At 61.4% G+C, this 21379-nt stretch carries 23 protein-coding genes and 1 pseudogene; 12 read left to right on the top strand and 12 right to left on the bottom strand.

Features of this window, described 5'->3' with window-relative positions; translation table 11 throughout:
* The first annotated feature begins 9 nt into the window (after positions 1 to 9).
* The 3 genes from R5M92_RS15275 (at position 10) to R5M92_RS15265 (ending at position 2356) form a co-directional block, all read left to right on the top strand.
* Positions 10 to 453 (top strand): universal stress protein, encoded by a 444-nt coding sequence (locus R5M92_RS15275; protein WP_346796820.1) that lies wholly within the window; start codon positions 10 to 12, stop codon positions 451 to 453.
* Between the two features lie 164 nt (positions 454 to 617).
* Positions 618 to 1298, top strand: coding sequence for an FKBP-type peptidyl-prolyl cis-trans isomerase (locus R5M92_RS15270; protein ID WP_346796819.1), 681 nt, complete (start codon positions 618 to 620; stop codon positions 1296 to 1298).
* A gap of 5 nt (positions 1299 to 1303) precedes the next feature.
* Positions 1304 to 2356 carry a PHB depolymerase family esterase gene (locus R5M92_RS15265; RefSeq protein ID WP_346796818.1) on the top strand — a complete coding sequence of 351 codons (1053 nt, stop codon included), beginning with the start codon at positions 1304 to 1306 and terminating at the stop codon, positions 2354 to 2356.
* A 22-nt stretch (positions 2357 to 2378) separates the two neighbouring features.
* On the opposite strand, the gene R5M92_RS15260 is transcribed toward R5M92_RS15265, so the two are convergent.
* Positions 2379 to 2969: an SCO family protein gene (locus R5M92_RS15260; protein ID WP_346796817.1), complete on the bottom strand. Its 591-nt coding sequence runs from the start codon at positions 2967 to 2969 to the stop codon at positions 2379 to 2381.
* 2 nt (positions 2970 to 2971) lie between these two features.
* On the bottom strand, positions 2972 to 3478 hold the full coding sequence (locus R5M92_RS15255; RefSeq protein ID WP_346796816.1) for a hypothetical protein: 507 nt from the start codon (positions 3476 to 3478) through the stop codon (positions 2972 to 2974).
* A 102-nt stretch (positions 3479 to 3580) separates the two neighbouring features.
* On the opposite strand from R5M92_RS15255, the gene R5M92_RS15250 reads away from it, so the two are divergent.
* Positions 3581 to 4498: an AEC family transporter gene (locus tag R5M92_RS15250; protein ID WP_346796815.1), complete on the top strand. Its 918-nt coding sequence runs from the start codon at positions 3581 to 3583 to the stop codon at positions 4496 to 4498.
* A 223-nt stretch (positions 4499 to 4721) separates the two neighbouring features.
* Here R5M92_RS15250 and R5M92_RS15245 read toward each other — a convergent pair whose 3' ends face one another.
* The 3 genes from R5M92_RS15245 to R5M92_RS15235 form a co-directional block, all read right to left on the bottom strand.
* Complete coding sequence (locus R5M92_RS15245) at positions 4722 to 6557, bottom strand: hypothetical protein (RefSeq protein ID WP_346796814.1); 1836 nt, start codon at positions 6555 to 6557, stop codon at positions 4722 to 4724.
* On the bottom strand, positions 6541 to 7818 hold the full coding sequence (locus tag R5M92_RS15240) for a hypothetical protein (protein ID WP_346796813.1): 1278 nt from the start codon (positions 7816 to 7818) through the stop codon (positions 6541 to 6543). Before R5M92_RS15240 ends, R5M92_RS15245 begins: the two co-directional genes overlap by 17 nt.
* A gap of 161 nt (positions 7819 to 7979) precedes the next feature.
* Positions 7980 to 8879: a LysR family transcriptional regulator gene (locus R5M92_RS15235; protein WP_346796812.1), complete on the bottom strand. Its 900-nt coding sequence runs from the start codon at positions 8877 to 8879 to the stop codon at positions 7980 to 7982.
* 64 nt (positions 8880 to 8943) lie between these two features.
* Between R5M92_RS15235 and R5M92_RS15230 the strand changes: the two are divergent.
* Positions 8944 to 9798: pseudogene (locus R5M92_RS15230) on the top strand (DMT family transporter); the annotation flags it as partial.
* Positions 9799 to 9856: 58 nt separating this feature from the next.
* On the opposite strand, the gene trmB reads toward R5M92_RS15230, so the two are convergent.
* From trmB to thiS, 3 genes are read right to left on the bottom strand one after another with little or no spacing between them, the layout of a single operon-like run.
* Entirely contained in the window at positions 9857 to 10600 is a 744-nt protein-coding gene (gene trmB, locus R5M92_RS15225) for a tRNA (guanosine(46)-N7)-methyltransferase TrmB (protein WP_346796811.1), read from the bottom strand.
* Between the two features lie 15 nt (positions 10601 to 10615).
* Positions 10616 to 11413 carry a thiazole synthase gene (locus tag R5M92_RS15220; protein WP_346796810.1) on the bottom strand — a complete coding sequence of 266 codons (798 nt, stop codon included), beginning with the start codon at positions 11411 to 11413 and terminating at the stop codon, positions 10616 to 10618.
* Positions 11414 to 11440: 27 nt separating this feature from the next.
* Positions 11441 to 11641 carry a sulfur carrier protein ThiS gene (gene thiS, locus R5M92_RS15215; protein ID WP_346796808.1) on the bottom strand — a complete coding sequence of 67 codons (201 nt, stop codon included), beginning with the start codon at positions 11639 to 11641 and terminating at the stop codon, positions 11441 to 11443.
* A gap of 138 nt (positions 11642 to 11779) precedes the next feature.
* Here thiS and R5M92_RS15210 point away from each other — a divergent pair, with 138 nt between their 5' ends.
* Positions 11780 to 12151 (top strand): DUF423 domain-containing protein, encoded by a 372-nt coding sequence (locus tag R5M92_RS15210; protein ID WP_346796807.1) that lies wholly within the window; start codon positions 11780 to 11782, stop codon positions 12149 to 12151.
* Positions 12152 to 12185: 34 nt separating this feature from the next.
* Here R5M92_RS15210 and R5M92_RS15205 read toward each other — a convergent pair whose 3' ends face one another.
* From R5M92_RS15205 to R5M92_RS15195, 3 genes are all read right to left on the bottom strand, one after another.
* Complete coding sequence (locus tag R5M92_RS15205; protein WP_346796806.1) at positions 12186 to 13181, bottom strand: serine hydrolase; 996 nt, start codon at positions 13179 to 13181, stop codon at positions 12186 to 12188.
* A gap of 89 nt (positions 13182 to 13270) precedes the next feature.
* Positions 13271 to 14026 (bottom strand): glutaredoxin, encoded by a 756-nt coding sequence (locus R5M92_RS15200; protein WP_346796805.1) that lies wholly within the window; start codon positions 14024 to 14026, stop codon positions 13271 to 13273.
* Positions 14027 to 14126: 100 nt separating this feature from the next.
* Positions 14127 to 14432 (bottom strand): hypothetical protein, encoded by a 306-nt coding sequence (locus R5M92_RS15195; RefSeq protein WP_346796804.1) that lies wholly within the window; start codon positions 14430 to 14432, stop codon positions 14127 to 14129.
* 35 nt (positions 14433 to 14467) lie between these two features.
* Between R5M92_RS15195 and tnpA the strand changes: the two genes are divergently transcribed.
* The 3 genes from tnpA to tnpC all read left to right on the top strand — a co-directional run bounded on the left by tnpA (position 14468) and on the right by tnpC (position 16799).
* Positions 14468 to 14836 (top strand): IS66-like element accessory protein TnpA, encoded by a 369-nt coding sequence (gene tnpA, locus R5M92_RS15190; RefSeq protein ID WP_346796483.1) that lies wholly within the window; start codon positions 14468 to 14470, stop codon positions 14834 to 14836.
* Positions 14803 to 15168, top strand: a complete 366-nt coding sequence (gene tnpB / locus R5M92_RS15185) for an IS66 family insertion sequence element accessory protein TnpB (protein ID WP_346796484.1) — start codon at positions 14803 to 14805, stop codon at positions 15166 to 15168. The genes tnpA and tnpB overlap by 34 nt, the downstream gene beginning before the upstream one ends.
* Before the next feature lie 80 nt (positions 15169 to 15248).
* The gene (tnpC, locus tag R5M92_RS15180; protein ID WP_346799379.1) at positions 15249 to 16799 is read left to right on the top strand and encodes an IS66 family transposase; all 1551 of its coding nucleotides are present in this window, start codon (positions 15249 to 15251) and stop codon (positions 16797 to 16799) included.
* A gap of 252 nt (positions 16800 to 17051) precedes the next feature.
* Here tnpC and R5M92_RS15175 read toward each other — a convergent pair whose 3' ends face one another.
* A complete protein-coding gene (locus tag R5M92_RS15175) occupies positions 17052 to 18176 on the bottom strand; it encodes a glycosyltransferase family 9 protein (RefSeq protein WP_346796803.1) in 1125 nt (374 codons plus the stop codon).
* Positions 18177 to 18406: 230 nt separating this feature from the next.
* Here R5M92_RS15175 and R5M92_RS15170 point away from each other — a divergent pair, with 230 nt between their 5' ends.
* The 3 genes from R5M92_RS15170 (at position 18407) to R5M92_RS15160 (ending at position 21352) form a co-directional block, all read left to right on the top strand.
* A complete protein-coding gene (locus tag R5M92_RS15170; RefSeq protein WP_346796802.1) occupies positions 18407 to 19069 on the top strand; it encodes a response regulator transcription factor in 663 nt (220 codons plus the stop codon).
* A complete protein-coding gene (locus tag R5M92_RS15165; protein ID WP_346796801.1) occupies positions 19066 to 20472 on the top strand; it encodes an ATP-binding protein in 1407 nt (468 codons plus the stop codon). The genes R5M92_RS15170 and R5M92_RS15165 overlap by 4 nt, the downstream gene beginning before the upstream one ends.
* Positions 20473 to 20737: 265 nt before the next feature.
* Positions 20738 to 21352, top strand: a complete 615-nt coding sequence (locus tag R5M92_RS15160; protein ID WP_346796800.1) for a Spy/CpxP family protein refolding chaperone — start codon at positions 20738 to 20740, stop codon at positions 21350 to 21352.
* Positions 21353 to 21379 lie beyond the last annotated feature (27 nt).

Below are 21379 nucleotides of genomic sequence, written 5' to 3'. Positions count from 1 at the left end.
GAGAGAGTTATGTTTCATCGCATACTGGTGCCGGTAGATGGTTCCAAGGGCGCCCTCAAGGCGTTGGAAAAGGCCGTGGGACTGCATCTGCTGACCGGTGCCGAGCTTTACCTGCTGTGTGTGTTCAAGCATCACAGCCTACTCGAGGCCTCGTTATCGATGGTTCGACCCGACAGGCTCGACCTGCCGGACGATGCCTTGAAAGAGTACGCCACGGAAATCGCCGTCCATGCCAAGTCCAACGCCATCGAGCTGGGGATGGATTCCAGCTGCGTGAGAGCGTTCGTCAAGGGAGGGCGGCCATCGCGGACCATCGTTCGTTTTGCGCGCAAGCGTGAATGCGACTTGATCGTGATCGGCGCCCAGGGCACCAACGGCGAAAAAAGCCTGCTGTTGGGGAGTGTCGCTCAGCGCGTGGCTGGTGCGGCGCACTGCCCGACCTTAGTGGTATGACTTGGCAGCGAGGCTAAACTATTACGCTGTCTGTATTGTCGTAAATCACACCGGCGGGCCGAGGCGGATGCAGCCTCGGCCCGCCGGTGTTAGGCTTCTTTGAAAGCATGTATCACGTTTTACCCATTTACCGGCGCTTGGCGCCTTCTGGTTAAGGTTCAGCAATGAAAAGATTACTGACGACTTCGGCAATGGCCAGCTTGCTAGTTGTAGCACCCTGGGTAGTGGCGGCACCGGAAACCGAGCAGGAGCGTCTTGCCTACAGCCTTGGGGTGACCCTTGGCGAGAGCATGAAGGCGGACATGGACGATCTGGATATCGATACCTTCACCCAAGGCATGCGCGACGTCTTCGAAGACAATGAGATCGCACTCGACGAAGAGCAGATGACCGAAGCGCTGATGGCCTTCCAGCAACGCTCGATGGAAGCCCAGCAGGCGCAAGCACAAGAGCAGGCCCAGGCCAATCAGCGAGAGGGCGAAGCCTTTCTGGCCGAGAATGCCGAGCGTGACGAAGTGACCGAGACCGAATCGGGGCTGCAGTACGAAGTCATCGAATCCGGCGATGGCGCAACGCCGGGTGCGGAAGATACCGTCGAGGTCAATTACGAAGGCATGCTGCTTGACGGTACCGTCTTCGACAGCTCCTTCGAGCGCGGCAAGCCGGTCAGCTTCCAGGTCAGTCAAGTCATCGAAGGCTGGCAGGAAGCTCTGCAACTGATGAGCGTGGGTGACAGCTGGATGATCTATATCCCGGCGGACCTGGCTTACGGCGAGCGAGGCCAAGGCCCCATCGGACCCAACGAGACTCTGACGTTCCGGGTGGAACTGCTGGACGTCGAGTAACGCTCATGAAGCACTCATCAAAGGTGATGCTGGGTATCGGCATGAGCTTGGGGGTAGTGCTGCAGGCAAGCGCCGAGGATGCCGAGGCAGAAGCCGTCGCCTTGCCGACCCTGGCGGCGTCCACCGAGCAGGTGAGCGTGGTGGGTGTCTCCTCGGGGGGATACATGGCGGCGCAGCTCGCCGTGGCCTGGCCGGAACACTTCCAGGGGCTGGGCATTGTTGCCGCCGGCCCCTGGGGATGCGCTCAGGGAGCGCTTAGCCTGGCCTTGAACCAGTGCATGATGACCCGGCGTGGGCTTCCCGAACTCGATGAGCTGGAATCGCGCCGCCGGGATTACCTGAAGCGCGACCAGGTCGGCAGTACCGAAGCGCTGGGTGATCTGCGCGTCTTTACCTGGCACGGCCAGGAGGATGAGGTCATCGATCCGGCGCTCGGCGAGCGACTCGCTGAGCAGTTCCTTCGTTGGCTGGACGACCCTGAGCAGCTCAAGGCGACAACCTCCGAGGAAGCGGGACATGGATGGCCGGTCAATCTGACCCGAAGCGCCGCTACGTCGCCGCAGGACCTGGCGGATTGCCGACAGGGGGGCGATAGCCATGTTCTGGCTTGCGATCTGGAACTGGCGCAGGAGATGCTGGACTGGCTGCATCCCGACGCCGAAACAGCCGCAACCGATGCGCCCGCCGAGGGTGAGCTGGTGCGGTTCGACCAGAGCGATTTCGATGCCAAGGGACTGGCCGACGAGGGTTATCTCTACGTCCCGCAAGGATGCGCGGAGGGCGGTTGCGGTGTCACGCTGGCGCTGCACGGCTGCCAGATGAGCCATGACCAGATCGGCGATACCTTTATTCGCCATAGCGGTATCAACCGCTGGGCCGATCGCCACCAGCAGCTGGTGCTGTACCCTCAAGCAACCAGTAGCATGGCCAACCCCCAGGGATGCTGGGACTGGTGGGGGTTTGCCGAGAGCTCCTGGCAGCTCAATCCGTTACACGATACACGGGACGGCACCCAGACAGGCGCCCTGATGCAGATGCTCCAGCGGCTCCAGGACTAGTAACACTTCCAGTCCAGAGGATCTAGAGCACTTCTTGCAGGGCGGAAGTCAGGGCATGGGGTGTAGGGGAGTAAAGGACTCGTTGCAGGATATTCCCCTCCCGGTCGACCAGATAGAGCGACGAGCTGTGATCGATGGTGTACTCCATGGCGGAATCGGGATTCTCCACTCGCCGCCAGATCACGCCGTAGCGCTCGGCAAGTTCTTCTAGCTGGGTGGAGGTGCCGGTGACAGCGATGAATTCGTCACCGAAGAATCCCATATACTGCTTGAGGCGCTCCAGCGTATCGCGTTGCGGGTCGACCGAGACCATTACCGGCACCACGCGTCGGCGCTGGCGCGCATCGAGTTGCTGCAAGGCTTGCCGCTTGACTCCCTGAGTCATGGGGCAGACATCGGGGCAATGAGTGTAGCCGAACGAGAGGATGGCGATCTGGTCTTCCTCCAGCTGGCTCAGTGAAAACTCGCCCTGAGTGGAGGGCAGCTCCACCGGCCCCCCGGCAATGGCATCGCGGGATGAGCCGGCTGCCTGGTACTGGTACCAGACGATGGCGCTGAGCACGGTGAGCACCAGCACGATGGCGACGCCGATCCCTAGCATTTTTCGTGACATCGTCAGCTCCGGGTTACGTCAAAGTCGAACCAGCTTCCCATCTTGCCTTGTGGCGTATCAATAATCACCCTCGCCCGCCACGGCATCACCTCCTGAGTGCAGATTCCCACCTGGCCGATACCGGCAAACGTCTGGCTGGAACGAGCCGTCAACGGGAACCGGTGCAGGCCCATATCCATTTCGCGGCCGATGAAATCCACTTCTGCCGAGTCGGCCTCGATACCGTCCAGGTGGACGTTCAAGGGGAGCAGCTGCAACGCCTCGATATGCCCTCTCACGTCGATACCGAGTGTGACACGGCCATGTTCGCCGAGTGCGGCCGAGCAGGGCGCTTCATGCAGGTTGCAGTCTGCCGGAGCGGCAAACCAGGTCACTTCCTCATCGCCGCGTACCAGATGAGAAAGCAAGTACCAGCCGCAAGCGGCGAGCGCGATGCAGGTCATCAGGGTCAACACCCGCAGGATGGGGAAGCCTGAAGAGGGATCGGCGGATTCCGAAGTCGAGTTCATGGCAGAATGTCATCTATCACTTAGACGGAAGGATACGGCCATGGTAACAGCATTCGATGGCGTGCCCCTGTGGAGGGTTGTCGCAGGTAGAGGAGAAATAAAATGGCGGAGGTGACCGGCGCGCTGGGGCCATTGTTCCTGTTGATCCTGTTGGGAGCGGCCCTGGGGTATTGGCGCCAGCCGGGAGATGATTTCTGGCCACAGATGGAGCGCCTGATCTATTTCCTGCTGTTTCCCGCCATGTTGGTGGCCACCCTCGCCGAGGCCGATGTTACCCAGGTGCCGGTAGGCCGCCTGGCTCTGGTGATGCTGGGAGCGATGACAATATTCAGTATCGTCCTGTGGCGTTCGCGTCGCTGGTTGCGCCTGGAAGCCGCTGCGTTCACCTCGGTATTCCAGGGGGCGGTACGCTTCAACACCTATGTGGGCGTCGCGGGGGCGGCGGCCCTGCATGGTAGCCTTGGCGCCACGACGGCGGCAGTCGCGGTGGCGCTGATGGTCCCGGTGGTGAATGTCCTGTGCGTTGCCAGTTTCATCGCGGCGGGAACTTTGGGTAGCTCGAGCCTGGGCAAGAGCGTCGCCGCACTATTACGCAACCCACTGATCCTGGCGTGTATCGCCGGGATCGTCTTGAATCTTTCCGGTATCGGCTTGCCCGGCTGGAGTGGCAGTACGGTGGAGCTGCTGGGGCGTGCCGCGTTGCCACTGGGCCTGGTGGCGGTGGGCGTGGCCTTGCGCCCGATGGCGCTATTGCGGGTGGACCGCGGAGTATGGGCGGCCAACATGATCAAGCTGGTGCTGATGCCGGCGCTGGTGCTGGGGGCGGCGTGGTTGGTGGGGCTGGATAGTGTATCGCGCGATGTAGCGCTGCTATTCGCGGCGCTGCCCACGGCCACTTCCGCTTACATATTGGCGCGTCAGTTGGGTGGCGATGCGGAAATGATGGCGGCACTGATTACCGGGCAGACGCTACTGGCGATGCTCAGCCTGCCGTTATGGCTGCGGCTGGCAGGGGGATAAGACTCCCAAGGAAGATGATACATGGAATCAAATAAAAAATATTCGCATTAGTATTGACGAGGTAAATGAGAATGATTACATTGGGGGTGTGGCGTTGATGAGGCGCCACATGACCAGGATGGAAATCGCTAGTTTCTGTCATGGTTTCTCCCTCTCATTGCTAGTCACGGTCTTTTGCCGCCTCCACTCGGGGCGGCTTTCTTTTTTAGCCCGCCATTCATTGCTACGGGATCAACCCCCCGCTGACCGCGGAGAGCGGGTTTCGACAGACTCGTTGCTCGACATCGCTGGCCGACTGGAAGGCCGCGTTGACCTCTGAATAGGCAAGCGATACAGGCAGTGGCGTGGGTGCATTCATCCGGCTGGACGCGAGATCCACGAGGCAGCCACAGGCGTTATGGGACGCTGCAAGCTCGTATCCCCAGCACAGCTCGCTGTGCAGGCGGTACTCACCCGCGCCTTGGGGTCTATCGCTCACCCATGCCGCTCCGGCAATCGCGGCGTCGCCTGTCTCGGCGGGCAAGGAGGCACCGTCGGCCAGCAGGAAGATACCCTGGGACATCTGCCGCGCGGTCGGGCTGTCGCAACCGACCAATTGGAAGAACCGATCAAAATCGTCCAGTGCATATAGGTAGGGTTCAATCGTCCCGCCGGCCATACCCGCGAGGGCACTGCGACCGCCGCGCACGATTTCCCCGAGCATCTGCCATTGATTGTTCTGCAACTGGCTCGCCTGGTTTGCGCGCATGGCGTCACGGGACGCGACGTACGGCCGCATCAGGCCCGGCTGGAAACGCAGCACATCGGTACTGGTGACCCGGGTCATGCGGCGGAAATACGGGCCATTCGTTTCCAGGTATTCCGTTCTCAACGTGTCGGGATTATTCGGCAGCCGTTCACCGCAATGGGCATCATAAGTGCGGACCCAGGCTGTCAGGATGGCGACTTGCGCAGCGGTACCACGCGCCAGGGGATAGCCGAAGTGAAAGTAGACTACCTCGTCTGGATTGGTGGGCGCAGGCACGCGGTTGCCGTCAAAGACGATGCGCATGTCTTTCGGGTTGCGAAACTGGCTCCAGAACCAGAGTGCCCGGTAGACACGCCCTTCCCGTTGCGCCCTGTCGGCGAGTGCCGCTTCGAGCTTGGCGATTCGCTCGTCACGCACTTCATCGCGGGCCTGCGAATGGCTCCGTTGGGCCGATATCGCCGGCATCGACACGTCGCGCAAAATTCCTTCGATGTTGCCGGCCACCTCCCGGCGTGACTGGGCAAGCGCCGCCAAGTGCCGTTGTCGCTCGGCAACGGCCTCTTGCCTCGCAAGTTCCGCCATCTTTTCTTCACCGTGCGCGAGAACGGCGTTGATGCGGCCGACTCCCAGGTCGAGTTGCTCCGAGATGCACGCCTTGTCGTTACGACAGGGATAGAGCGTGGTGTGCCAGTAATGGTCCGCGAGAACCGTACGATCCTCTGGCGCCAGTTGCCTGGTATCCACTGCCTTGGTAACGCTCTCCACGAGGTCGAGCATGTCCCGATATTTATCGGCGAGCGATGGATCGCGGCAGATGACCTGTTTCGCCTCTATCTGTCGAGTGGTGCAATCGTAGCCAGGGTCGTAAAAGGCGGCGACGGGGTCGGGATCGACCGCCGTGTTACGAGCATTCCACGCGGCGGTGTACTCGTCCAGCAGCCTGGCGACACATGGCCTGTCATCCCGGCAACCAACGATATTGCTGGAAAATGCCCAAAATCCCTTGGGTTGGATATCCCGCCGTCCTGAAATGTCCGGCATCCGTGCGATTGCCGCCGCCGCTGCTTCGATAAGACGTTCGCGACGCAGGATCAGCGCCGGATCGGTGCAATAGGCCGAGGTGTCGCGGGCTTGGCAGTGGAATTCGTAGACATGCTTTCTCGCCTCGGCCAGGTCGCTCGGCGAGAAGGTGCCCATGAAGTCAACCGGTGGCGGCAGCTCCTGAGCGGTCGCCATGGACGCGAGCAATATGCCCCCGGCAGCCATCGTGCCGAGCCAGCGCGGGCGTGTGGTATCACGATGGGGGAGCATCACTTTCCTCCTCGGCATTGGTGATCGAAACACCAGCGCCCTGCAAGCTGTCTTCCTTCATGATCGTGCGCAGAAGGTTCTGTTCGAACTGGCTGCTGGTTGCGCTGTTACAGCCGGCCTTCAGCATGAGGCGCGCGGCATCCAGTTCTGCGGCGATGAAACGGGTCCGGGTGGCGTCATGCGCCAGGATCTGGTTGACCAGTGGTTCCGACAGAAGCGGTGCATCAGTCACGATCTCGAAGACCGCCAAGAGCTCAGGGGGTACGCTCAGCCGGGTTTCAGCCGGGAAAATTTCCGCATGCGGATCGTCCGCTGCAATCCGGCGAAAATGCGGTCCGTCCGGCCACTCGACCTGACTGGCATCATCGCTACCGCCGCACGTTCGGGCGCGTGCGGGAACCCAGCCCGTCAAGAAACGTAGCGCCAGTGCCGGCGGGACCCCTTCGCCGGTGAAGATCCGGCGAAGGTCGGCGGAATAGGTGAACTCGCTCCAGAATTCGGGCGCTCGATAGACGAGTCCCAGGCGGCGTGCCTGACGCTCTCGCCCTTGCTCTTGCTCGACCATCGAGGCGTGATGTTGGGCGTGAAGCTCATCGATAGCGGCCCGTTGCTGCTTGGCGTAAGGAGTGGCGTCATACGCACGCTGCGCGGCTTCTCGCACGACGTCTTCGACCGATGCCGGCGCGGAACTCGAGACCGCCACCGCCCCCAGCCCCTGTGCGTTGCCATGTCGGCTGGGTGGCAGTGGCGCGATGTTGGCCTGGGCAATGCCCGTGATACCGGAGGCCGACCAGGCGGACAAAGGCAACGGATGGTCGAGCACGATGTGATAAATACGTGATCCGGCTTCAGGTGGGGCGTGGCGCCAGACAATATCGACCATCCCGAGCAGGGTCTCGTCATCCGCCGCAGTTATCACTGTCGTTGGCTCGATCTCGTTGATGACGATCGTGGCGGTCTCCGAGCCGCCGGTGGCCGTGACGAAGAGCTTGTTGCCGCCACCGCCCAGTACGCTGCCGCCGGTGAGGCCATGGCGAGACAGTTCCTGCTCGAGCGCGCTCGGGTCAAGCAATGCTTCCAGGGCTGGCGAGAGGGGAACATCAGTCAGTTCCTGCCTCGGCGGAGATTGGTCCAGCGCCTCCCTATAGGGCGGGCTCACGCCGCGTGTCACGACACCCGACAAATCCTGAGCCAGGGTAAGGTGGCTGAGCATCCATAAAGACAGCGAGAGGCATGATCCCTTGATCGGTGACAATGGCATCTTCGCCTCTCATTCCGCATGCAAGTGGTTGCCATCTGCGGGGCGGATAGGGTTATTTATGTTTGTTATCGTAATTTATATATGCAGAGAGAAACTCATTGTCAATTCAAGAATAGCTAGGGAAAAGGAGGTTCGCTTCAAGCCTTTCATTTGCTTCACGTTCAGACGTTTCGCCATGGTCCGCGCACGCTCAAATGCTCGCGCAGCAGGGTGGCGAGGGCTTCCACCGCCGCCCGGGACCCGGGCTCTATATGCCGGGCAAAAAAGAGTTTTGCTACACACGGCTTGAGCGGCGGCAGGCCTTCCGCCTCTCCCAGTTCGCGCATGGCCGGTGTCAAGCGCTCACGATCCAGCACGCTGATCGCTAGTCCCATCTCCACCGCCTTTTCGATGGCATGAATGCTGGTACTGGTGAATACCGCATGCCAGGGCTTGCCCATCGCTTGCAAAGCATCCATCGCCAGGGCGCGGTAAGGGCAGTCCACCTCATGAAGTGCCAGGGGCAGGTAGGCGCGGGCGGTGATCTCGCCCACTTTCGGGCCGGCCCATACTGGGGTCGTCTCCCACAGCTTTTCGCCGTCGGGCAGGGCATGGGGGCGATCCAGCATGACGCTCAGCGCCAGCTGGGAGCGACTCATCTGGCGGGCCAGTTCGCCGCTGGTCGCCGTGACTACTTCAAGCAGCACGTCGGGGTGATAGGCCATGAAATCCGTCAGCACGTTTCCCAGCATTTCCCGGGCGTAATCTTCGGGCAGGCCAAGACGTACCTTGCCGACCAGGGCGCGACCGCTGAAGCGGGAGAGCATGCCGTCGTGAATACGCAGAAGCTCGCGTGATTCCTGGAGCAGTGCCTCGCCCACGGCGGTGGGCGTCACGCCGCGGGAACCCCGTTCCAGCAGTTGGGTGTCGAGAGCGTCTTCCAGGCGCTTGATCTGCATGCTGATGGCGCTGAGGGTGCGGTGTCGCTCGCGTGCTGCCGCGGCCAGCGAGCCGTGCTGGGCCGCCGCCTGAAAACTGCGCAGCAGTTCGAGATCCAGCGTTGGGGCTGTTGGTTCAGACATAAGGGCTTAAATAAGTGGGTTCAGTCATATTGTAGGCTGCCTACTTTTAATATCGATTCATTGAATGCTCTTTCTGCTTCAGACTCAAGGCCAGAAACAAGCGGGAGAGAAAATCATGGTCGTGCAACTAGGCTCGCTGGGGATAGCGATAGGGTTCGTGTTGTGCTGGAGTTCAGGATTCGTCGGCGGGCGATTGGCCACGCAGGCTGCAACGTCGGTATGGGAGCTTTTCGCCTGGCGCTTCATCGTGGCCGCCATTATCGTCAGCGCATGGTGGTACATGACCCAGCGCCAACGCCTGGGCCGGACCCCTTTTCTTCAGGAACTGGGTATCGGCTCCTTGACCATGGGAGGATACCTGCTGGGCGTGATGCTGGCGCTGGAGCTGGGTGTCAGCACCAGCGTGACGGCGTTGATCACCGCCCTCCAGCCGCTACTTGCCGCCGCGCTGGCGGGCCCTCTGCTGGGTGAGCGGCTCTCGCCGCGTGGCTGGTTGGGCATGGCGCTGGCAACGGCTGGCGTGACGATCTGCGTGCTGGACGACATGGGGCAAGGCAGCGCCCCGGGATGGGCTTATCTTCTACCCTTGCTGGCGGTGACGTCGGTTACTCTGGGAAGTGTGCTCAGCCAGCGGTGGCAAAGCCGCATGACGCTGTCGGCTACCCTGATGACGCAGCTATGGGCGGCGGCGGGAGTCTTCGTGATGGTATCTCTGATCATGGCGGAAGGCACCCTGACACCGCCGCGTTTCGACGGCCCCAGCCTGAGTGCAATCGCCTGGTTGGTCATGCTCTCGAGCCTGGGAGGGTACGGCTTTTTTACCGCCAGCTTGCGCCGCTTCGGCGTGACCCGGGCCTCGGCCCTGATCTATCTCACGCCGGCGGTTACGGCGCTGTGGGCGGCGGCGATGTTTGCCGAGTATCCCGGCCCTTATGGCTGGGCCGGGATGGCGGTGGTGATGATGGGCGTGGGACTGACTATCGGCTGCGTGCGTAAATCAGATCCCACACGCCGTGCCCCAGGCGCTCGCCACGTGCTTCGAACTTGGTCAGCGGGCGAAATTCCGGACGCGGCACATACGGGGCACTCTCGGCGGGCGCCGTATTGGTATAGCCGGGAGAGGCGTCCAGAATCTCCGCCATCCATTCGGCGTAGGCCTGCCAATCAGTGGCCAGGTGGAAGGTCCCACCGGGCTTGAGCCGGGTGCGAATCAGTTCCACGAACGCGGGCTGTACGATACGCCGCTTATGGTGCTTCTTCTTCGGCCAGGGGTCGGGGAAGAACAGCTGCAGCGTATCGATCGAGCCTTCCGGCAGGCACTGCTCGAGCACCGCCAAGGCATCCTCGCGATAGACGCGCAGGTTGGTCAGGCCGCGTTTGTCGGCTTCATCCAACAGCTTACCGACACCCGGGGCGTGGACTTCGATGCCGATGAAGTCGGTATCCGGGTGGGTCTCGGCCTGCTCGATCAACGAGTTGCCCATGCCGAAACCGATCTCGACCACGCGAGGCGCCTGGCGGCCAAACAACGAATCAAGGTCCTGGCGGCCATCGGCGAGCGTAAGACCCAGGCGCGGCCATACGTCTTCCAGGCCGCGGCTTTGTGCCTGGGTCATGCGGCCCGCGCGGATCACATAGCTCTTGATGCCGCGCCGATGCAGCGGCGCATCCGGGCCTTCCGGGCCGGTGGTGGCGCCACCGGCGTTGTGTGGTTCAGTCATGATGTCTCGAATCGATTAACCGTTGATACGGCCAGCAAAGGGGGAGGAGGGGTCGGCGGATTGGCGGCGTGGCATGCGGCCCGCCAGAAACGCATCGCGACCGGCTTCCACGGCGAGCTTCATGGCGTTGGCCATGCGCAGTGGCTCGCGGGCGTGGGCGATCGCGGAGTTGAGCAGCACCCCGTCGCAGCCCAGCTCCATGGCCATGGCGGCGTCGGAGGCGGTACCGATACCGGCGTCCACCAGCACGGGGACGCGGCTCTGCTCGACGATCAGGCGCACATTGTGCGGATTCTGAATGCCATGACCGGAACCGATCAGCGAGCCCAGCGGCATGATGGCGCAACAGCCCATGGCTTCGAGCTCGCGTGCCACAATGGGGTCATCGCTGGTGTAGACCATCACGTCGAAGCCGTCGGCGAGCAGCGTCTCGGCGGCTTTCAGCGTCTCGACCACGTTGGGGTAGAGCGTATGGTCGTCACCCAGCACTTCCAGCTTGACCAGGTTGTGTCCATCGAGCAGTTCCCGGGCCAGGCGGCAGGTACGCACCGCGTCCTTGGCGTTGTAGCACCCGGCGGTGTTGGGCAGCAGCGTATAGCGGCTGGGCGAGACGGCATCCAGCAGGTTGGGCGCATCGGCGTCCTGGCCGAGATTGGTCCGGCGCACGGCGAACGTCACGATTTCGGCGCCGCTCTGGGCGATGGCCTCGCCGGTTTCGGTAAAGTCCTTGTATTTGCCGGTGCCGACCAGCAGGCGCGACGTAAAGCTGCGGCCGGCCAGGATCAGCGGGGTATCGTTGGTTGGATGAGTCATGAAAACGGGTCCTCGGTGACGCGACGGTTAACCACCGCCGATAGCGTGGACGATCTCCACCTGGTCGCCGTCGGCAAGGCGTGTTTCTGCCAGCTGGCTGCGTGGCACGATCTGTTCGTTGATCTCCACCGCGATACGTCGACCCGCCAGCCCCAGCTGGGCGACAAGATCGGCAGCGGTAATGGTGGAGTTCAATGCATGCGGTTCGCCGTTGAGTTGAATCTGCATGGCATCCTCGCAAGTGAAATAAAAAACGTCCTTATTGTAGCGGCTACGGCCGAGGCAAGGTATGGCGAGGGCGAATATAAGCATGAATCGATGAAAGTAATAACGACGTAATAGTGATGACGACGACGGGAGCAGGCGATGCGGGACAGAGTGTGGTGGGTGGGAGTAGCGCTTTCCGGCGCCATGGTAGTGATGCTGGGCGCCTACGCCGCCCACGGCCTGGCGGCGCGGACTAGCGCCGCCATGGTCAGCGCGGTGGAAACCGGTGTGCGCTACCAGGCGTGGCACACCCTTGCCATGATGGTAATGCTGGTTTGGCGCAGCGTGCAGCCACTGGCCGGTCAACGCTGGGTGCTGGCGCTGTGGATGCTGGGTGTCACGGCATTTGCGGGCTCGCTCTACCTGATGGCGCTGGCGGGGCTCAACCTGGGGATCGTGACGCCGATAGGCGGCGTGCTGTTGATAGCTGGCTGGCTGGCGCTTGGTGTGGTCGCGATAAAAGCGCCGTAGACACTCTCCAAGTAATACCGCTGCGATGATCAAGTTACACCGCTTCGACGATCCGCTCGGCCAGCCGTTGTAAATCGAGGAAATATCCATCGCTGCTGGCTGGCTTGGTGGGGTCCGAGGTAATGGCGATGGACAGGTGGCGACTGGGCACCACCGCCAGCATCTGCCCGCCATAGCCCCGCGCGTAGGCGACTTGTTGGCCGGCATAGGTGGTCAGGAACCAGCCATAGCCATACTGATCGCCCGAATACGGCGAGCGGGTCCGCGGCTGCCAGGAGGTCTCGATCCAGCTTTCGCTGACGACATGCTGGCCATCGACCTGGCCGCCATTGAGGACCATGTCGCCGGTTCGCGCTAGCCCCAGCGGGCTGATCGCCATGTTATTGCCGCCGAAATAGCGTCCCTGCGGATCGGTAGTCCAGGGGGGAATCACGATGTCCAGCGGATCGCCCAGCCAGTCTTGAGCAAGCCGATGCAGACTCTGCCCGGTTACTTGAGAAAGCACTGCTCCCAGAATATGCCAGCCGCCGGTGGAATAGATGAAGCCGCTGCCTGGTTGGTCTTCCAGCGGGCGATTCAGCGCATAATCGACCCAATCATTGCTCGCTATCCACGCGCCGTAATTGCCGCGCGAGGTGCTGCCGAGGCCCGCCTGCATGCTCAACAGGTGGCCGATAGTCAGCTCATCGCGGGCGTCTCCCGCCGGCGCACGACCCAACAGCGGCAGTACGCGCTGATCGGGGCCTTCAAGAATGTCCCGGTCGATGGCGATACCGGTCAGCAACGCGACAAGCGTCTTGGACACCGATTTCACGTTCGCAGGCTGGTCCAGCGCCGGGCCCCGAAATGCCTCGGCAAAAAGGCGCTCGCCCTGCCGATGGATCACCAGCGAGTGGAGTTGATCCAGCCGCTCGGCCTCGGCGGCGATGTCGTCGAACCGGCCCTGGGCCAGCACACGGCCACCGAGCATGGTCGTGGCCATCATCGCCGCGCCAACGCTCAGTAGCTGTCGTCGGGTCAGGCCTGGCATGGGCGAGCTCCTTGGCTAGGCTTGGTACGAACTGCCTGCACTCATACGGCGTTTAAAGGCCAAGCGTTATCCGCCACAGCAACGCGGGATCACGTGAGCATGCGCAGTGGCATCCACAGCCCCATGGCGATCATCACCAGGTTTTCGGTAAGCGACACGAAGCCCAGCGGGACATTGCTGTTGCCGCCCACGCAGGCGCACTTGAGTTCGCGTTTGTCGATATACACGGCCTTGAATACCGACACGGCGCCGATGGTACCGACGAAGAGTGCCAACGGTGCGGCAAGCCAGATAAGCGTGCCGGCGAGCATCAACAGGCCAGCGAGGGTCTCGGCATAGGGGTAAACGTAGCTGTAGGGAACGTAGCGCTGAGCGAGCAGATCGTAGTTGAGAAACATGCTGCTGAAGCTTTCCACGTCCTGCAGCTTCTGCAGGCCCAGCAGTACCATCGCCGTAGCGACGGCGTGCTCCGGCATACGCGCTGAAAACAACGTGCCCTGGGCAGCCCAGCTAATCGCCAGGCCGATCAGCAGCGCGGTGACAAAAATGGCAATGACCGGACGGTAGGTGGTGCCCTTGGCGTTAGGCACGCTCATCCCCAGGTATTCACGCAGTTCCTCGTAGCCGCCGATGCGCTTGTCGCCAATGTACGCCTGGGGTGTGGTATCGACGTTCTCCCGGGCTTTGAAGGCATCGACTTCATCCCGGGAAGTCAAGGTGTGATCATCGACATCGAAGCCCTTGCGTTTGAGCAGATCGACGGTCTTCAAGCCGAACGGGCACATGTGCTCGGCGGTTTTCATCCGGTAGACATGGGCAGTCTGATGCGTGGACGTTGACGCCATGGTTCAGCCTCCTTGAAAAGTGTTCGATTCGTCTTCCGTGACTCCTAAGCCTAGAGCTTGGTGTAGCCTACAGGTCAAGGATTTTGCAGTGCTATATTCGCTAAGCCAGTAAATATAAAACAACTAATGTTCCTACTCCTGCGGTGCCCATTGCTTCCAGCCCCATTATCAGCTCACTTGCTGCACGTTCCTGTCCGTTGCCAGTATGAAACAGTATAAACAACCGAGCTATGCCGCTTGCCGCGACACTCAATACGGCGATGATTATCTCTATCACGCTTATTGCCACGAACCCCAGCAATCCTGTCAATAACACGGTTAAAACGAGACTGACTCTTAAGGCAAGCCATTTGTCAGTAAGCGTCCGGTGAACACGCCTTCCGCGTAAGCCCTTGGCCAGTGACATTAGGTGCCCACGTAACAATAGATGGGCACCTATTCATGACGTCCCCAAGCACCGAGCGTGAGATCCGTCGCCGCCGTCGCTACGCCCCGTCGTTCAAGGCCAAGATCGTCGCGGCATGCCTGCAGGGCGATACCTCCATTGCCCAGGTCGCCCTTCAGCATGGGCTCAACACCAACCTCGTCCAGACCTGGATCCGCAAGGCCAAGCGGCAGAGCCAGCTACCGGCCGTGCCGGACTTCGTGCCCCTGCCGGTGCCGCCAGCAGAGGCCAGCCTGCCAACACCACCCACCACCGCTGGCGAGATTTGCATCGAGCTGCCCTCCTCACGGGGCACGATCACCGTGCGCTGGCCGGTGAGTGAGGCCGCTCAGTGTGGCCACTGGCTGAAAGGGCTGCTGGGATGATCCGCATCGACGAGATCTGGCTGGCCACCGAGCCGCTGGATATGCGCGCCGGCCCGGATACCGCGTTGGCCCGGGTGGTGAAGGTGTTCGGCGCGGCTCGCCCGCACTGTGCCTACCTGTTCGCCAACCGCCGCGGCAACCGCATGAAGGTGCTGATTCACGACGGCCTGGGCGTCTGGCTGTGCGCCCGGCGCCTGAACCAGGGCAAGTTCCACTGGGCGGGTAACTGGCACGGTGATCGCGTCGCGCTTTGCCCCGAGCAGGTGGCGGCGCTGGTACAAGGTCTGCCCTGGCAACGTCTCGGCACCGACGGGGTAATCTCGGTCGTGTGATGTGCAGCACAGACGCAGCGGCCCGGCTATTCGCGGATGCGCCAATCCCGTTCTCGCCAGCGGGCTGGCATACTCGGCGGATGAACACGCCGCCCGATCTGTCCCAGCTCACCCCCGATCAGCTCCGCCACCTGGCGGCAACGCTGATGACGCAGGTCGAGCAGCAGGAACAGGCACTGGCACAGAGCCAGAAAACGCTGCGGCATACCGAGCAGGTCAACCAGAAGCTGACCTATGAACTGGCGCTGCTCAAGCGCCACGCCTTCGGCAAGCGCAGCGAGCAGCTCAACGTCCTGCAGATCAGCCTGCTGGAGGAAGTGGTCGATGCCGATATCGCCGCCATCGAGACTGAGCTGGCAGATCTGACCACACCCGATACGCCACCGGCGGCCAAGAAAACGCCCAAGCGCGCCCCCCTACCTCCTGAGCTGCCGCGCACCGAGATTCGCCACGACCCGGAAAGCGAGCACTGCACCTGTGGCTGCCAGCTGCGGCGGATCGGCGAGGAGATCAGCGAGAAGCTCGACTACACGCCAGGCGTGTTTCACGTCGAGCGCCATATCCGTGGCAAGTGGGTCTGCGATCAGTGTGAGACGCTGACCCAGGCGCCGATGCCGGCGCAGATCATCGACAAGGGCATCCCCACCGCCGGCCTGCTGGCCCAGGTACTGATCGCCAAGTATGCCGACCACCTACCGCTCTATCGCCAGGAGCAGATTTTTGCCCGTGCCGGCGTGGCGATTCCGCGCTCCACCCTGGCCGAGTGGGTCGGCATCTGTGGCGTGCGGCTCCAACCGCTGATCGATGCGCTGCGCGACCTGCTGCTCGACGAGCCAGTGCTGCATGCCGATGAGACCCCGGTGCCGATGCTGGCCCCCGGTAAGAAGAAGACCCACAGGGCCTACCTCTGGGCCTACGCCGCCACGTCCTACGCCGGATTGAAGGTGGTGGTCTACGACTTCAGTGAGACGCGTGGCGGCCAGCATGCCCGTGACTTCCTCGGCGAGTGGCGGGGCAAGCTGGTCTGCGACGATTACAGCGGCTATAAGCAGAGCTTCGCCAACGGCGTCACCGAAATCGGCTGCATGGCCCACGCGCGTCGCAAGTTCGTCGACCTGCACGTGGCCGGCAAGAGCCAGATCGCCGGGCAGGCCATCGAGCTGATTGGTCAGCTCTACCAGGTGGAGCGAGAGGCCCAGTCACTCAGCGCTGAAGAACGCCAACGACTCCGAGAGACACGGGCGAGGCCCATTTCTGATGCGCTGCACCGCTGGATGCTGGCTCACCGAGAGAAGGTGCCGAACGGCTCGGCAACGGCGAAAGCGCTGGATTACAGCCTGAAGCGTTGGGCGGCGCTGACGCGCTACCTCAACGACGGCGGGTTGCCCATCGACAACAACCGGGTCGAGAACCTGATCCGTCCCTGGGCGCTGGGCCGCAGCAACTGGCTGTTCGCCGGGTCACTGCGCAGCGGCCAGCGCGCTGCCACCATCATGAGCTTGATCCAGTGCGCCAAGCTGAACGGCCACGAGCCGTATGCCTACCTGAAGGATGTGCTGGAACGGCTGCCGACCCAGAAGGCCAGCCAGCTCCACGAACTACTGCCTCACCACTGGCAGCACACCGCCTGATCACTGACAAGCGGTGTTGCCCGTTCGCTTACATTTGTCAGAATGAATGGAGACAATAAGCACGTCATCCAGGTTGTTAAAATCCGGACGATAATCCAAGCGCGATAAGATCATGCGGGTATCCCTGTTTGTTATCTGAACATCGATAACATGCCGCTCCAGACTTAACGGTCGCTTAAGCACTGTTGAATAAGCGGGAGTGGCACGGCTGACCAAGAGATCCCCCGCTATTGGCGTAGCGCTTTTTTCCGCTCAGCCTGCCAGTGGGTAGGTATAGGCTGGTTCGCGCGCGAGTGTTGACTGAATGGCGTTCAGTACATCGTGGTGACTTGGTTGCCAGAGAGGAGTGTCTGCCGAGTCCTTGGGAGCAAACCCGAGCGATTTTTTCTCCCGCAGCAGCGCTATGCTGGGTACGTCCAGTGCGGCCGCCAGGTGCATCGGGCCGGAATCGGGCGTAATCAGCAGTTGGGCGCGGTCTAGCATGGCGGCGAATTCGCGCAGCGGTCGTGGGTAGCAGAGCGAGCCGAAGGCGGCGCTGGCCATGTACTGTTCAAGCTCGGGCGCCAGTCTTGCTTCCTCTGGTCCCAAAAACACCACATACGCCAGCGAGCGGGCTTCCAGGGCGCTTAGTAGCGGTAGCCAAAAACTCAATGGCCAACGCTTGTTCTGGTGTCCACCCACGAACACCGCCAAAAAGGGCGCGCCATTGCCGTCGGCTTTAATCGGCACAGTCAGTTGATGAAGATGTCTCAGTGCTTGCTGACGTTCAGCGGGGGTAAGCGTAAGCCGTGGTCGATTATGGCAAACGGCGCCGAACGGCCGCGCTAAATCAGCGATTTCATCGTAGGCGTGAGATGCGCGGCCTTCCACTTCAATGTGGTAGCAACGCGAGGCACCGCGACGGCGCCCCATGCTGTAGCGGGGTTGGATCAGCCGAGTGACGATCAGGCCGGTGGTGGAGCCTGAGCTGACCTGTACGGCCAGGTCGTAACGTTCCGCGCGCAGGCGGCGCAATAGCGACAAGCACTGCCAGGGGCGTAGGATCGCCGTGCGTGATAGTACATGAAAACGATCCACGGGCTGTTGCGCCAGCAGGGGCAGCGTTTTATCGGTGGCCAGGTAATCGAGGCGCGCCGCCGGGAAGCGCTGACGAACGGCATCGATCACCGGTGTGCTGATCAGTGCATTGCCCAGACGAAAATTGGGGCGAACGATCAGAATACGCGTCACCCCCTCGAGGCTTTCGATGGTTTCCGGTGTGGGCGGAGGTAATACTCGCTGCAAGGCCGCCACCAGTGCGCGTTTTAGGCGCTTTTCCAATCCGCGCGCCAGGGTCTTTAGTTGAGGGTTGGTTCTAATACGCGTGAGCAACAGCATGCGCGAGCACTCCGTTAGAGCCTGCAACGTTTTGGTCGTCGTCGCGGCGGCTTGGGTAAGGACTCGGGCAGCATGTCGCGGTAGACTTAAGATCGACTTAAACGCTTGGCATTGGCGAATGGAAGCGAGAAGAGTGTTTCGGGCGGATAAGTAACGGGCGGGGATACGCCCATTAAGAAAGGCTTAAGGGATTATCGTGATAATGGTGGCTTTGTGCTTGAGGGCGTGCCATGCGGCTGCTGCTAATCGAAGACGACCCACTATTGGGAGACGGCATCAAAACCGCTCTGGAACGCGAGGGTTATACCGTCGACTGGTTTACCCAAGGCCGCGAGGCCTTGAGCGCCGTCTGCAACGAAGCGTTCACCGTCATGATTCTGGACCTGGGCTTGCCGGACATGGACGGTATGCAGGTGCTGCACCAATTGAGAAAACAATCCGCGCTGCCGCTGTTGATACTGACTGCCCGCGATGCCATTGAGGAGCGAGTCCGTGGGCTGGATGCCGGTGCCGATGATTACGTGCTCAAGCCATTCGATCTCAAGGAGTTGCTGGCACGCCTGCGCGTGCTGACGCGCCGCGCCGAAGGTCGCGCCTCGCAGGTGATTAGCCTGGGTGCGCTCACGATCGACGAAGCCCAGCACTGCGTTCGGTGGCGGGGCCAGGAGGTCAAGTTGGGGCGGCGAGAATACGCCTTGCTGCTGGAACTTGCGCGTCACCCCGATAAAGTGCTTTCGCGCCCCCGGTTGGAGAACTTGCTTTATGGCTGGGGCGAAGAGGTCGAGTCCAACGCCGTGGAAGTCCACATTCATCATCTGCGAAAAAAGCTTGAGAAACGCCTGATCGTTAACGTGCGCGGTATCGGTTATCGGCTGGACAGCCAAGTGTTATGACCTCGATTCGGCGTTATCTGCTTCGCACGCTGGCGCTGGTCGTGGTGATCGCGGTTGGCTTGGCCGCTATCGCCGCCTATCTGATCACCGACCACGAGTTGGAGGAAATTCTCGATACCCAGCTCAGTCTGCATAGCCGTATCGTGGCGAGCCAGCTAACTGCCGATGCCAGCGAGGCAGATTACGCGCGCCTTGCCGCGCGCATGAGCATTCCCGGGCATCCCGCTCGGCAGTATCGCAACGGCATCGCCGTTGACGTAGCCCAGGACATTCCGGCAGCGCTCTACCATGAAGAAGAACGCAAGCTCGTGCTGGGCTTTTGGCATGCGCAAGGCTCACCCAACGTACTCGGTGGCATGTGGAACGAGGCGGGGCCTTTTCCCGCGCCTCGTGAAGAGGGATTTCGCTGGGAAAACTACAACGGTCACCGCTGGCGGGTTTTCAGCATGTTCGACCCGGCGAGCGATTCCTGGATCAGCATGGGGCTGCGAAGCACCTTTCATGAAGAAGTGGTGGAGCGGATTACCTGGAATAACCTATGGCCGATGCTGCTATTGCTGCCCCTGCTTTTATGGCTGATGAACCGTATTATCCGGCGGGGCATTGCCCCGATACAGGAGCTTTCCAACCAGGTGCAAGGGCGTAGCGCCGAGGATTTACGCCGGATCGACCACCCCGTTCCTCGAGAGCTGGTCGGATTACGCCAATCACTCAACGATTTTATCGTCCGGCTGGAAGAAACATTAAAACGCGAACGGCGCTTTACCGCCGACGCGGCCCACGAATTACGTACGCCGCTGGCAGCGTTGAGGATTCACCTGGATAACGCCAAGGCAGGCGGCGAGCAATCCTTGCAAAAAGCCTATATAGGGGTCGAAAGGCTTCAGCGGGTGGTCGAGCAACTGCTCGTGCTGGCGCGCCTGGACCAGGTAGCCACGAAGTCTCCCAAGGCGATCGATCTTTACCCGATCATCGCCGAATTGATGGCAGAGCTCTGGCCGCTGGCGGAAAGTCAGGGACAACACCTTGCGCTAAACGGACTTAGTCGCCTGAAGGTGTATGTCGATGAAGTCGAGGTGGGCATCCTATTTCGCAACCTGCTGGATAACGCCTTGCGCTATACGCCGCAAGGCGGTCGCGTGGAAGTCGAACTGACGCGCTGGCAAGGTTTGCCGCAGTTGATAGTGCGCGACACCGGCCCCGGCCTTCCCGATGCGCTGCTGGGTAAAGTCACCGAGCGCTTTCGGCGCGCCTCGGGCCAGGAAACTACCGGTAGCGGGTTGGGCTTGTCGATCGTCGCGGAACTGGCCCAGCGCCAACAGGCGCGCCTCAAGCTGGCCAACCGCGAACCTCATGGGCTGGAGGTCAGCGTGACGTGGAACCAGAATAAGCAAGACTTGTAATATCAGTCAGGCCGACCACTTTCATCATGCCATATCTATAAATCTGCACTGTCTCCTTCAAGATAGCTACGAGAGAGTTTGGCAAGCAAGTCTTGCGCACACGTTCCCGACGTCTGCAAATCTGATGTAGATCAATGGGCAAGCAACATTACCGGGCTGAGGTCCAGATGTTGTCGCATAGCATTTGACCTATGTGCAGCACGTAGTCGGAATAATGCAGGTATAGGTCCTTGAAAGGGACCAATACCCCGCAAGGAGAACGGTCATGAAGATTCGCAAGCATACTCTCGCCCTCGGACTCGTCCTGGTACTCGGTGCCAATGGTACCGGTGTCGCTCTCGCCCAAGGTATGCCGGACAGTCAGCCCGGCCAAGGAATGATGAACAGCCAGGGCGGCATGGGCTCCGGCATGATGAGTGGAATGATGAACGGCCAGGGTGGCATGGGCTCCGGCATGATGGATGAAATGATGGGTGGCATGGGCCCTGGCATGATGAAGGGCATGATGGGTGGCGAAATGATGCCCTGCCCCATGATGGGCGGTTCCGGCATGGGCATGATGCAGGAGATGCTCGACCCGGAGCAGCGTGAGCAATTGCGCGAGCTGATGCAGGAACACCGCCCGGCCCAGTTGGAGCGCCTGGGCCGGATGATGAACCAGCGCGAAGACCTGATGGCCGAGATGCAAAGCGATCGTCCTGACCCGGACGAGGTAAAGACGCTGCATGGCCGGCTGGCCGAACTACGCGGGGAAATGCTCGTCGAGCATGTTCGCCACCACAACGCCATGAACGACCTGCTCAGCGACGAGCAGCGCCAACAGTTGGAAGAGGCAGTACCCAGCGCCACCGATCCTGACGACCACGACGCGCACCACTGATCGTTCGTCTGTGCCCGAGCGAGGCGG

Origin of the sequence: Halomonas sp. Bachu 37 (assembly GCF_039691755.1) — a bacterium.
Classification (GTDB): Bacteria; Pseudomonadota; Gammaproteobacteria; order Pseudomonadales; family Halomonadaceae; genus Vreelandella; species Vreelandella kashgarensis.
Note: the sequence above shows the minus strand (reverse complement) of the source record. Positions and strands in the feature narration are given on the sequence as shown.